The organism is Nocardia sp. NPDC047648, from assembly GCF_040642815.1.
GTDB classification, from domain to species: Bacteria; Actinomycetota; Actinomycetes; order Mycobacteriales; family Mycobacteriaceae; genus Nocardia; species Nocardia gamkensis.
In genome coordinates this window covers 17,784-29,520 of the sequence record NZ_JBEYSX010000008.1, presented here as the reverse complement: position 1 = coordinate 29,520, position 11,737 = coordinate 17,784, and the positions used below count along the sequence as shown (strand labels likewise).

The window sequence follows — 11,737 nt, the reverse complement described above, 5'->3', positions numbered from 1 at the left end:
GAGCGACAGCCGATCACTCAGCCCTCGGTCTTCTCGTCGCCCTCCCCGGCGGCCGGTCGGCGATAGAGTTCGTGCTGCTGGAGATCGCGCAGGATGTTGCCGACTATGGCGCCGAACGTCGATCTGCCGAGTTCGTTCAAGGTGCCGAGTTCGGACAGGCGGAAACCGATCGCCTCCACGCCCGCCTCGGAGAGCTCCGCGGCCAGCCGCGATTCGACGTCGGCTTGCTGCGCGGCCGCGCCGTCGAGGAATTCCCGGACGTCGACGCCCAGTGCCACGGAAATCCCCTCGACCGTGCGGAAACTGGGGTTGCGGACTCGTCCGAGCCGGATGTGCGAGACCTGGGCCGGGCTCAGTGGATAGCCGAGCGCGGTCGAGCGCTCGGCGATGTCTTTGTTGGAATAGCTGCGTGAATCCCGCTGCTGGGCAGCGGCGATCACCCGATTCAGATGCCGCGCGATGGGGCCGCCGTCCTCCGTCGGTTCCTCGCTGATCTCATCTCCCTCGCCGGACACGACCTGTGCCACCAACCTCCCGATTCGGCCCCGTCACCGTGCGACATGGTATCCGCCGGTAAAGGATCAGAGCGCAGCGGCTAGGCCCTTAGCGCTTTACAATCAGATCCTATCGCTCTACGCTCGTATCCGAACCGATTACGGAGATGTCACCCGAAGTCGGCTTCGTGTATCGACTGCGGAGGGGATAGCCGATCCACGAAGCCGCCGACGACGAATCGGGGAAGCCGAAGGGCAGGCGGCCACTCGCCGCCTGCCCTTTCGGCGAACCACCGCGACCACACCGGCAACGGCGACTAGTTTCGCCACTTCGCCGACGCGGCGGACGTTCTCCTCGCACCGGGTTGGTCGGCGAAGCATCGCACCACGTTTCACCTGCGGCAGGGAAGCAACCTCTGCCATCGAGGATTCGATCGTGCTGGCAAAGTCGCAGCGCTGCGCGAACTCCATTGCCGCGGTGCTGGAGTCCTACACTCCGGCCCGTCGCCCGATGGCGTTGGCGACCTATCGGCGGGATCGGCTCCATATGTCTCGCCGGGGTATTTGCAACTCTGACACTGCGGTGGATCGCTCAGTTGCCGGAAGCTTCTTCGCTGCCCGCCGCGGCTGTCCCGATCATGCTTTCAACCGGCAGTTGATCGCTGGCACACTGGATCAAATGGCCATGATATGGGGGAACGCCGTTCGATGGGTGTCGGATACTCAGCCTGGCGTCATCGAGGTGCAGTTCACCGATGCCGACGGTGTTACGCACAGCTTGATCGACAAAGTGTGGATCTTCGGCGCTGACGATTTGAGATCGGACTCGGCCTACCCAGTGCCCGTTGAGATCGGCGTGGACCTGGTCGAACAGGTCGGTGACTCGACGGTAGTCGATCTCAAGGCGGAGCCGCACAACACCGACCGCATCCGGTACATCATTCCGAGCGCGGATATCGTCCGCTGACTGCGATGGCGCCGTGGTCCTCAGAGCTGACGCGGTAGATCCGGAGATCAGCGCCCGAACCGCTGCTGATCTCCGGATAGTCTGCGCCGAGGCGGGATCAATCCAATCGGCTCAGCCGAGCGATGATCGTCGCGGCCATCGAGGCCGGGTCGCCGTGGTCGGGCCGTAGGACGATCTCGGCTTCGGTGGGTGCTTCGTAGGGGTCGTCGATGCCGGTGAAGCCGCGGATCTCGCCCGCGCGGGCTTTGGCGTACATGCCTTTGGGGTCGCGGGCTTCGCAGACGGACAGTGGCGTGTCGACGAAGACTTCCAGGAAGGGGATGCCTGCCGCTTCGTGGGCGGCGCGGACCCGGTCGCGGTCGGCGCGGTAGGGGCTGATCAGTGAAACCACGGCGACCACACCGGCTTCGGCGAACAGTTTCGCCACTTCGCCTACGCGGCGGACGTTTTCCTCCCGGTCGGCGGTGCTGAAGCCGAGATCCGAGTTGAGGCCGTGGCGCAGGTTGTCGCCGTCCAGGAGGAACGCCGGGCGGCCCGCGGCGACCAGCCTGCGCTCCAGTTCCACGGCGACGGTGGACTTTCCGGACCCGGACAAGCCGGTCAGCCAGACCGTCAGGCCGCGGGTGGCGCGCTCGTCGCGCTCGACGGCCGTGGAGTGCCAGACCACTCGGGTGGAGGGCAGGCTCGGGCCGGTGATCATGCCCGCGGCGACGGTGTTGTTGGTGGTGTCGTCGACGAGGATGAAGCTGCCGGTGGCACGGTTGCGGCGGTACGGGTCGAACAGCATCGGTTGCCGGGTGCGCAGCTGGACTCGACCGATCTCGTTGAGCGACAACGACTCCGCGTGCTCGTCGCGATGCAGCGTGTTGACGTCCAGCCGGTAGTCCAGCGAGCGCACCTCGGCGGTCGCGGCGCGGGTGCTGTGCCGGATGGTGTAGGTAGCGCCGGGTGTCAGCTGGGTGTCCTCGGCGAACCAGCACACCATCGCGTCGAGATCGCGACCCGCGGTCGGACGGTTGTTCGGACGACAGATCAGATCGCCACGGGAGATATCCAGCTCGTCGGCGAGCTGGATGGTGACCGCCTGCGGCGGAAAGGCTTCCGCGACCGGTGCGCCGCCCGGCCCCCAGATCGCCTCGACAGTGGTGGTGAAACCGGACGGCAGCACCGCCACTTCGTCGCCGGGCTTGAAGACTCCGCCCGCCACGGTGCCCGCGTACCCGCGGAAATCCTGGGCGTGGCTGCGAGTGACGTACTGCACCGGGAAGCGCGCGTCGATCAGGTTGCGGTCCGAGGCGATATGCACCTCTTCCAGATGGTGCAGCAGGGGAGTGCCCTCGTACCACGGCATGCTCGCGCCACGGTGCACGATGTTGTCGCCGTGCAGCGCTGACACCGGCACGAAGGTCAGGTCGGAGACGTCCAGTTTGGACGCGAATCGCGCGAACTCCTCGCGGATCTCCTCGAACCGTTCCTGCGACCAGTCCACCAGGTCCATCTTGTTCACGCACAGCACCAGGTGCGGGATGCCGAGCAGACTGGCCAGGAACGCGTGCCTGCGGGTCTGCTCCACCACGCCCTTGCGGGCGTCGACCAGGATCAGCGCCAAGTCGGCGGTGGAAGCGCCGGTCACCATATTGCGGGTGTACTGCACGTGCCCCGGAGTGTCGGCGATGATGAATTTTCTTCTCGGCGTGGCGAAATAACGATGCGCCACGTCGATCGTGATGCCCTGTTCGCGTTCGGCGCGCAGGCCGTCGGTGAGCAGGGCGAGGTTGGGGTAGTCGTCACCGCGGTCGCGGCTGGTGCGCTCCACGGCGGCGAGCTGATCGGTGAACAGCGTCTTGGAGTCGAACAGCAGCCTGCCGATCAGCGTGGACTTGCCGTCGTCGACGCTGCCCGCGGTGGCCAGGCGCAACAATGTGGTCGTCATCAGAAGTAGCCTTCGCGTTTGCGGTCTTCCATGCCTGCCTCGGAGATGCGGTCGTCGGCGCGGGTGGCGCCGCGCTCGGTGACCCGCGCCGCGGCGACCTCGGCGACCACCTCCGCGGGTGTGGCCGCGGTGGATTCGACGCAGCCGGTGCAGGTCGCGTCGCCGACGGTGCGGAACCGCACGGTGGACTCGTAGGGCTCCTCGCCGTCGAGCAGTTCGAGAAAGCGGGTGTGCGCCAGCAGCATTCCGTCGCGCTGCACCACCGGCCTGCGGTGCGCGTAATAGAGCGGGGGCAGCTCGATGCCTTCGGCGGCGATGTAGCTCCAGATGTCCAGCTCGGTCCAATTCGACAGCGGGAACACCCGGATGTGCTCGCCCGCGCGGTGCCTGCCGTTGTAGAGGTTCCACAGCTCGGGGCGCTGCCTGCGCGGATCCCACTGGCCGTACTCGTCGCGGAAGCTGAACACCCGCTCCTTGGCGCGGGCCTTCTCCTCGTCGCGGCGCGCGCCGCCGAACACCGCGTCGAACGCTCCTTCCTGGATCGAGCGCAGCAGCGTCGTCGTCTGCAATCGGTTGCGGGAGGCGCGCGGCCCGGTCTCCTCGACCACGCGCCCCGCGTCGATGTCGTCCTGCACTCGCCCGACCACCAGGCGCAGGCCCAGCCGCGCCACCGTCTGGTCGCGGTAGACGATCACCTCGTCGAAATTGTGCCCGGTGTCGATGTGCAGCACCGGAAACGGCAGCGGCGCCGGCCAGAAGGCCTTCGCCGCCAGGTGCAGCATCACCACCGAGTCCTTGCCGCCGGAGAACAGCAACACCGGGCGCTCGAATGTCGCTGCCACTTCACGGAATATGTGCGCCGACTCGGCCTCGAGCGCGTCCAGATGGGGCAGCTCGTAGGTGCTCGCCGTCGACTTCGCGTACTGGCTCACACCGCAAAACTAGAACACGTTTCGGTTATTGGTCAATGGTTTGCGCCCGCCCGAATTCGCCGTCACCGCGTCGGCGGCCGTCACCAGGGCCGCGCCACGGCGCGCGATCTCGGCCCCGGTGATGGAGCGGCCGACGTACATCGTGAGCACCATGTTCTGCCTGCCGTCACCGTCGTAGGTCGGCGCGGCGAGCAGGCTCACCGCGTGTTCTTTGCGCGGCCGCAGATCCGAGCCGAGATACACCCGCTCGCCCAGGCTTGTCACCAGCTCACCGACCAGTTCGCGCAGCTCGGGTGGCAGATCGCGGTCGGCGACACCGGCCAGCAGCGAGTACAGCCGCCGCCCGGCCGTGGTCATGCTCTCCACCAGGAATCCGCGCTCGCGGCATTCGGCGACGACTCGGCGCAGGCGCTGCTCGTCCTGTCGCAGCGGTACCGCCGGGGGTTTGGCCAGCCAGGCGTCGAACGCCGCGTCGGTGTCCCAGAGCACGTACATCAGGCCGACCGGCGGCGCGAAATGGTAGGCCGCGCCCACCTTCACCAGGCCGGGGCCCGTGCTCTCCAGCACCATGATCTGTTCGCCGACCACCGCCGACGCGGTGCAGGTGGTGTGGTAGCGCGCGGAGAGTTTCTCCAGCTCGACGCGGGCGAGCGCGGAGATCGCGAAACTGTCCTGCGCCACCCGGCCCGCGGCGATCAGCGCCGGTCCGAGCCCATAGGTGACCGTGCCCGCATCGCGCACCAGGTAGCCGCCCGAGGTCAGCTCGGTGAGGATGCCCAGGCAGGTCGGCTTGGCCAGGTCGAGCTCGCGGGCGAGCTCGGAGAGCCCGAAGCGTTTCCCGCGCTGTTCGACGAAGAAATCCAGGACCTGAACCACGCGTGCGGTGGGTGCGGACCGTCGGCCGACCATTGACCACTCCTAGAACACGTTCTAATCTTGCCTTTATTGAAATGTACCAGAGTGGTACATATTTGGAACACCGGAGAAGCCTCTTGCTTACACAGCCGTTCGCGGACGCCATCGCCGCCGCCGAGCAGATCATCACCGGAGCCGCGCACATCCGCACCGAACAGGACCTCGTCGAGGGCTACGACTATTTGGCGGGCAGCATCCGCGCGTCGTTGCAGATGGCCTGGGCCTACGAGCTGGACTTTCCGTTCTTCGTGATGTCCACCGGCCCCTACACCAAGATGGGCCTGGACAACCCCGACACCCTCTACTTCCACTCCTATCTGCGGCCGGACGCGGAATACGTGGTGACCGGCAGCCGCGGCACCACCCGCGACCTGAGCTTCCAGGTGCTCAACGGCAACTACTCGCCGGTGGACGTACCCGACAGCCTCACCGCCTTCGACGACCGTGAACTCGACATCCGCCCCGACGGGTCCTACGAGATCCGGTTCGGACCCGGTGAAGCCGGACCCGGCTACGTCCACCTGGGCGCCGACGCGGCGATGCTCGTGGTCCGGGAGGTGCACAGCGATTGGGCGACCGAGAAGGCGGGCACGATCCGCATCCAGCGGGCGGACCGGATCGGTGACGCGCCGCCGCCGCTGACCAAGGACGTGATGACCAAGCGGTACGGCGTGGCGGGCAAGATGCTGGTGTCGCGGTTGAAGACCTTCCTCGCCTTCCCGGAGTGGTTCTATCTGAACCTGCCGGTCAACACGCTGACCGAGCCCAGGCAGACCCCGGGCGGGCTGAGCACGCAGTTCTCCTCGGTCGGTCACTACGACCTGGACGACGACCAGGCCATGATCATCACGGTGCCGAAGTCCGACGCGCCCTACCAGGGATTCCAGCTGGGCAGCATGTGGTACTTGTCGCTGGACTACATCAACCACCAGACCAGCCTCACCGCCGACCAGGCGCACGTGGACCCGGACGGGATGATCCGGCTGGTGGTGAGTGAGCGCGACCCCGGCGTGGCGAACTGGATCGAGCGCACCGGCCACGCCAGGGGATACCTGCAGTTCCGCTGGCAGCGGTTGTCACGGGAGATGAAACCCGACGACGGGCCGACCGTGGAGCTGGTGCCGGTCGCCGACCTGCCCGCCCGCTTGCCGTTCTACGAGCAGGCGCGCGTCACGCCGGAGCAGTGGCGGGCCCGGATCGCGGCGCGTCAGGTCGCCGTCGCGGAGAGGATGCTCGGCTGATGCTGTTGCAGGACAAAGTGGTCGTCGTCTCCGGCGTGGGGCCGGGACTGGGGCGCGCGATCGCCGTGCAGAGCGCGAAAGCGGGCGCGGATGTCGTGCTCGCGTCGCGGACCGAGTCGCGGTTGACCGAGGTGGCCAAGGAGATCACCGAACTGGGCAGGCGCGCGGTGGTGGTGCCGACCGATATCAACGACGAGGCGGCGGCGGCCCACCTGGTGGAGGCCGCGCACAGCGCGTTCGGCAAGGTCGACACGCTGGTGAACAATGCCTTCGCGATCCCGCCCATCGTCGACCTCGCCGACGTCGACCTGGACCAGGTGCGCGCGGGCTTCGAGACGAACGTGCTCGCCGCGCTGCGCCTGACCAGGCTGTTCGTACCCGCTCTCGCGGAGACCAAGGGTTCGGTCGTGATGATCAACTCGGCGGTGCTGCGCCACTCGCGCCGGACCTTCGGGCCCTACAAGATGGCCAAGGCCAGCCTGCTCGCGCTGGCCCAGAGCCTGGCCACCGAACTCGGGCCGAAGGGCATCCGGGTGAACTCCGTCGCGCCCGGCTACATCTGGGCCGACAACCTGAAGTGGTATTTCAACTATCTCGCGCAGCAGCGCGGGATCACTTCCGAGGAGGTCTACGCCGAGACCGCGAAGACCACCGACCTGCGCAAGCTGCCCGAACCCGACGAGATCGCCGACGCGGTCGTGTTCTTCGCCTCCGCCATGGCGCGCGCGATCACCGGCGCGTGCCTGGACGTCAACGCCGGCGAATACCACCACTAGGAGATGACCGTGATCGGTAGGGACGACGTCGGAACCATCGACGATCTGCACGCCTCGGCGACCAAGGTGGTCGGGCTGGAGGATTTCGGCACCGACGACTACCGCGAGGGACTCGGGGTGCTGCTCGAGTCCTATGCCCGAGACGCCGAACTCACCCCCTTCGGCAACAAGGTCAACCGCGCCTTCCTGCGCGGCGCCTTGATCGCCCGGCTGCTCAGCGAAGCCGCCTGGAAGCAGCACCCGCAGCACGCCGACGTGGCGATCGAACGGCCGATCTTCGTGACCGGCCTGCCGCGTTCCGGAACGACGGCGGTGCACCGCCTGCTCAACGCCGACCCGGGCCACCAAGGCCTGGAGATGTGGCTGACCGAGATGCCGCAGCCGCGCCCGCCGCGGGAGACCTGGGCGAGCAATCCCGTGTACCAGCGTCTCGCGGCCGCCTACGACAAGCACCATGTGGAGCATCCGGAATTCATGGGCGTGCACCACATCTCGGCCGACCAGGTGGAGGAGTGCTGGCAGCTGCTGCGGCAGTCGGCCATGTCGGTGTCCTACGAATGCCTGGCCTACCTGCCCACCTATTCCGAGTGGTTGCGCGAGCGCGATTGGACGCCCGCCTACCGCAGGCACCGGCGCAATCTCCAGCTGATCGGGCTGCCGGATGCCGGAAAACGATGGGTGTTGAAGAACCCGAGCCACCTGTTCGCGCTGGACGCCATCTTCGAGGTCTATCCGGACGCACTGGTCATCCAGATGCATCGCGATCCGCGCACCATCATCGCGTCGGTGTGCAGCTTGAACGAGCAGGCGACGGCGCGCTGGTCGGAGAAGTTCCGCGGTCCGGTGGTCGGCGCGACGCAGCTGGATCTGTGGGCGCGCGGCGCGGAGCGGTTCCTCGTCGACCGCAAGCGCCACGACGCGGCGCAGTTCTGCGACGTCGACTACGACGCGTTCGTCGCCGACCCGATCGGCACCGTCGAGTCGATCTACCGGCATTTCGGGCTGCCGCTGACCGACGAGGCGCGCGCGGCGATGGCCGCGTTGCATTCGGAGAGCACATCGGGCGCCGCTCGTCCGGCGCACCGCTACACCCTGGATGATTTCGGGCTCACTTCCGAGCAGGTGGACGCCCGGTTCGGCGCGTATCGGGAGGCGCATTTCCCGGGGCGGTGACCCGCTCGGCCACCGGCATCGCCGTTACGACCCGCCTCGCGGAGCGCTCGGGCACCTGACCCGGCGGCGGGGCGCGAGCCTCAGGGCTGGCCGGGTTTGAGCACGATGAACAGCCCGTTCGCCTCCGCGCACAGCCGGTCGCCGTCGTGCAGGGTGGCCCGCACGTAGACCTTGCGGCCTTCCCGCCGTTCGGCCCACGCGCGCACCTTCAATTCGGTGTTCAGCGGAGTGATGGAGCGGTAGTCGACGGTGAGCGACGCCGTCCTGGTCACCGCGCCCGAATGCACGGCCGCCGCCATGCCGAGCAGGTCGTCGAAGGCGATGGCGATCTGGCCACCGTGGGCGGCGCTGTTGCCGCCGAGATGGAAGGTGCGGAAGGTGAGCCGCGCGTCGACGCCCTGCTGGGGGTGGACGTGGTCGATGAAGAACGGCGGCAGGGTGATGTTGCCGCGTGCGGGCAGGTCGAAGCGGGTCCAGTTGGGCGTCGACCACTCGTCCACCGCGGCGGCGTCGAGCTTGTCGTTCAGCTCCTTGAGGATGCCGATCGCCTCCACCGCCAGTTCGTCGGAGGGCGAGGCCAGCCGGACACGGTCCATCAGGCCGCGCACCTGCTCGATGAACTGCCCGTAGTGCGGCCCGCCGCGGGAGATGTCGTCCTTGGCGGCCTCGTGGGCGGCGATCAGCTCGGTCATCGGCCGGAACCCGCCCTCGTGGTGCTCCTTGCTCGGCAGCGAGTCGCCGGCCTGCGGTTCGTTCATGAGAACAAGTTATCGGTTGCCCGGGGAATGCTCGCCGGGCGGGTGCGGTGTCCGCCGCCGCGAGCGGTCACCGCCTAGGCTGGTGCGCGACCGGATATCGCCGCTACCCCGGCGATACCGGCACGGTTCCCCGCGGCCGGAGACGCGATCCGGCCGCGCAAGATCTGTGACCGCTTCGGCTGGCGAAAGGCATTGTGCGCATGGGTATCACCGCGGTCGTGTTCGACATGGACGGCGTCCTGATCGACTCCGAGCCGGTCTGGGAGCTGGTGCGGCGCGGCTATGTCGCGGAGAAGGGCGGACGGTGGCTGCCCGACACCCAGCAGCGGCTGATGGGGATGAGCACCGGTGAGTGGTCGGCCTACCTGAGCGGTGAGCTGGGTGTGGGCGAGCCGCCGGAGACCGTGGCGCGGGAGGTGATCGAGCGGATGGCCGAGCGCTACGACGAGGGCGTACCGGTGCTACCCGGCGCGGTCGAGGCCGTGCAGCGGATCAGCGAGCACTGGCCGCTGGGGCTGGCCAGCTCCTCGCCACGCGCGCTCATCGACGCGGTGCTCGGCCGGACCGGTCTGATCGAGTACTTCTCCGTGACCTTCTCCACCGAGGAGGTCGACCGCGGCAAACCCGCCCCGGACGTGTACGTGACCGTCGCGACGTTCCTGCGTCAGCGGCCTGCCGACTGTGTGGCCGTGGAGGATTCGAGCAACGGCCTGCGCTCGGCCCATGCGGCGGGGATGCGGGTGATCGCGGCGCCACGCCCGGAATACCCGCCCGCCTCCGATGCGCTGGCCATGGCCGCCAAGGTGATCTCCGGCCTCGACGAACTCACTCCGGCGCTGATCACCGGCTGAGCGGCTGACGGCCGGCCGGACCGGCTGGTCAGGGGCGGTAGGAGGTCAGCAGGGTGCGGGCGGCGGTGGTCAGGTCGTCCTCGAGCCATGCGGGCAGGACGGCGGCGTGGGCGTGGCGGCGCAGCGCCGCGTAGGGGAGATCCACGACCGCTCGCGAGACCGCGTCGATCTCGCGTTCGCCGTCCCGGCCGAACACGCCGTCGGCGATGCGGCGCAGGTGCTCGATCAACGGCGCGTTCATGCCGGCCAGGGTGGTACGGAACTCGGCGTCCGGCCCGCCGTCGAGAAGATCGCTGGGGCGCAGCTCGAGCAGGAGCTTGGCGTCCTCGGGTAGTTCGCGCCCGAAGCGCAGGGCGGCTCGCACCATCTCGACCCCCGCCTCCACGGGGTCCGGCCGGTCGGCGGCGGCGAGGGTGCCGTCCTGGAAGCGGCGCAGCGCCCGCAGCCACGCGGCGGCGAGCACGCCGTTGCGGTTGCCGAAGCGGTGATACAGGGTCCCGACCGGGGCTCCGCTGGCCTCGGCGATGGCCGAGACGCTGGCCGCGCGAGGTCCCTCGGCGAGCACCAGGGTGCGGGCTGCGTCGAGGATCACGTCGGTGTCGTGCTTGCGGGGTGGCGCCATGTACTAGTACGGTCCTTCTATATGGAGCGTTTGTCCTATATAGATGAGCATGCCAGATCGGTCGAGGTGAATCGCGACCGGGCGTGGAAAGCGGTGCTGAAAGTCGTGTGCCACGATCCGCACGAGCCGTCGCCGCCGACCGGGTTCGTTGTCGACTCCCTAGCGGAACCGCGCCGCTTGGCGCTGCGCGGACAGCACTGGTTCTCGAAGTACGCCCTGATCTTCGAATTGGATGAGGAGGGACCGAGCCGGACCCGCGTCCGCGCCCGCAGTTACGGCGACTTTCCCGGTCTGCACGGCCGGATCTACCGTGCGCTGGTGGTAGGGACGGGCGGTCACCGCCTGGTGGTGCGTCAGATGTTGCGCCGGATCGCGGCGACGGCATGATCCCCGGGACGGTGTGGGGCGCCACCGACGCCGAGCGCGAAACGCCCCTGCCGTGCGACGACCGGCTACCGGGCGGCTTCCAGGCCGACCGGGCGATCAGCGCCGACGCGCCGCCGGCGCTCGTCTACGCCTGGCTGTGCCAACTGCGGATCGCTCCCTACAGCTACGACCTGCTGGACAATTTCGGCACGCGCAGCCCGCGCCTGCGCGACCCGGCGCTCACCGAATTGGCGGTGGGGCAGCGGTTCATGTCCCAGTTCGAACTCGTCTCCTTCGTCCCGGGCGAGCACATCACTCTGGTCGCGGGCAAGGTGTGCGTCAACTACGCGGTGCGCCCCCAAGGCACGGGAACCCGGCTCGTGGTCCGCATCCGCTGTAGCGCACCGAAATTCGTCGCCATAGCGCTCGCCCTCGGCGACCTGCTCATGATGCGCAAGCAACTGCTGACGCTGAAGGAACTCGCCGAAGCCGAACACCGCACCGCCTCGACGGCCTAGTTCCCGTTGCCCGTCACTCCGCGCTCAGCGGTGGCGCAGGCCGATCGACCTGCACCTGAGGTGGGCGCCGTGATGACGCTTGGTCCTCGCGACGCCGTCGCCACGATTCGCGCCGCCGCAGTCATCGGCGCCCTCCGCATACGCCGCTGCCCGGCAACGGCCGTGATCGCCGGGTCGGAGTTCGTCCACGC

General features: G+C 68.2%; 13 protein-coding genes. 7 read left to right on the top strand and 6 right to left on the bottom strand.

All coding sequences use genetic code 11. From position 1 onward, the window contains the following. Positions 1–17: 17 nt before the first annotated feature. The gene (locus ABZ803_RS18180) at positions 18–527 is read right to left on the bottom strand and encodes a helix-turn-helix domain-containing protein (RefSeq protein WP_357039089.1); all 510 of its coding nucleotides are present in this window, start codon (positions 525–527) and stop codon (positions 18–20) included. 403 nt (positions 528–930) lie between these two features. On the opposite strand from ABZ803_RS18180, the gene ABZ803_RS18175 reads away from it, so the two are divergent. Continuing rightward, entirely contained in the window at positions 931–1,461 is a 531-nt protein-coding gene (locus ABZ803_RS18175; RefSeq protein ID WP_357039086.1) for a hypothetical protein, read from the top strand. Between the two features lie 97 nt (positions 1,462–1,558). On the opposite strand, the gene cysC is transcribed toward ABZ803_RS18175, so the two are convergent. The 3 genes from cysC to ABZ803_RS18160 are packed head-to-tail and all read right to left on the bottom strand — an operon-like array spanning position 1,559 to position 5,235. Beyond that, positions 1,559–3,394, bottom strand: coding sequence for an adenylyl-sulfate kinase (gene cysC, locus ABZ803_RS18170; RefSeq protein WP_357039083.1), 1,836 nt, complete (start codon positions 3,392–3,394; stop codon positions 1,559–1,561). Next, complete coding sequence (gene cysD, locus ABZ803_RS18165; protein WP_357039080.1) at positions 3,394–4,326, bottom strand: sulfate adenylyltransferase subunit CysD; 933 nt, start codon at positions 4,324–4,326, stop codon at positions 3,394–3,396. The genes cysC and cysD overlap by 1 nt, the downstream gene beginning before the upstream one ends. A gap of 9 nt (positions 4,327–4,335) precedes the next feature. Further along, positions 4,336–5,235: a helix-turn-helix domain-containing protein gene (locus ABZ803_RS18160; protein WP_357039077.1), complete on the bottom strand. Its 900-nt coding sequence runs from the start codon at positions 5,233–5,235 to the stop codon at positions 4,336–4,338. An 83-nt stretch (positions 5,236–5,318) separates the two neighbouring features. Here ABZ803_RS18160 and ABZ803_RS18155 point away from each other — a divergent pair, with 83 nt between their 5' ends. From ABZ803_RS18155 to ABZ803_RS18145, 3 genes are read left to right on the top strand one after another with little or no spacing between them, the layout of a single operon-like run. Then, complete coding sequence (locus ABZ803_RS18155) at positions 5,319–6,482, top strand: hypothetical protein (RefSeq protein ID WP_357039074.1); 1,164 nt, start codon at positions 5,319–5,321, stop codon at positions 6,480–6,482. Then, on the top strand, positions 6,482–7,258 hold the full coding sequence (locus ABZ803_RS18150) for an SDR family oxidoreductase (RefSeq protein ID WP_040866449.1): 777 nt from the start codon (positions 6,482–6,484) through the stop codon (positions 7,256–7,258). The genes ABZ803_RS18155 and ABZ803_RS18150 overlap by 1 nt, the downstream gene beginning before the upstream one ends. Before the next feature lie 9 nt (positions 7,259–7,267). After that, on the top strand, positions 7,268–8,431 hold the full coding sequence (locus tag ABZ803_RS18145; RefSeq protein WP_357039070.1) for a sulfotransferase: 1,164 nt from the start codon (positions 7,268–7,270) through the stop codon (positions 8,429–8,431). An 80-nt stretch (positions 8,432–8,511) separates the two neighbouring features. On the opposite strand, the gene ABZ803_RS18140 is transcribed toward ABZ803_RS18145, so the two are convergent. Continuing rightward, the gene (locus ABZ803_RS18140) at positions 8,512–9,189 is read right to left on the bottom strand and encodes a PaaI family thioesterase (RefSeq protein ID WP_357039066.1); all 678 of its coding nucleotides are present in this window, start codon (positions 9,187–9,189) and stop codon (positions 8,512–8,514) included. A gap of 200 nt (positions 9,190–9,389) precedes the next feature. Between ABZ803_RS18140 and ABZ803_RS18135 the strand changes: the two genes are divergently transcribed. Next, the gene (locus tag ABZ803_RS18135; RefSeq protein ID WP_040866452.1) at positions 9,390–10,040 is read left to right on the top strand and encodes an HAD family phosphatase; all 651 of its coding nucleotides are present in this window, start codon (positions 9,390–9,392) and stop codon (positions 10,038–10,040) included. 28 nt (positions 10,041–10,068) lie between these two features. Here ABZ803_RS18135 and ABZ803_RS18130 read toward each other — a convergent pair whose 3' ends face one another. Continuing rightward, positions 10,069–10,662: a TetR family transcriptional regulator gene (locus ABZ803_RS18130; protein ID WP_357039062.1), complete on the bottom strand. Its 594-nt coding sequence runs from the start codon at positions 10,660–10,662 to the stop codon at positions 10,069–10,071. A gap of 21 nt (positions 10,663–10,683) precedes the next feature. Here ABZ803_RS18130 and ABZ803_RS18125 point away from each other — a divergent pair, with 21 nt between their 5' ends. Beyond that, complete coding sequence (locus tag ABZ803_RS18125) at positions 10,684–11,049, top strand: hypothetical protein (protein ID WP_357039059.1); 366 nt, start codon at positions 10,684–10,686, stop codon at positions 11,047–11,049. Beyond that, the gene (locus tag ABZ803_RS18120; RefSeq protein ID WP_357039056.1) at positions 11,046–11,546 is read left to right on the top strand and encodes a hypothetical protein; all 501 of its coding nucleotides are present in this window, start codon (positions 11,046–11,048) and stop codon (positions 11,544–11,546) included. Before ABZ803_RS18125 ends, ABZ803_RS18120 begins: the two co-directional genes overlap by 4 nt. Positions 11,547–11,737: the final 191 nt, after the last annotated feature.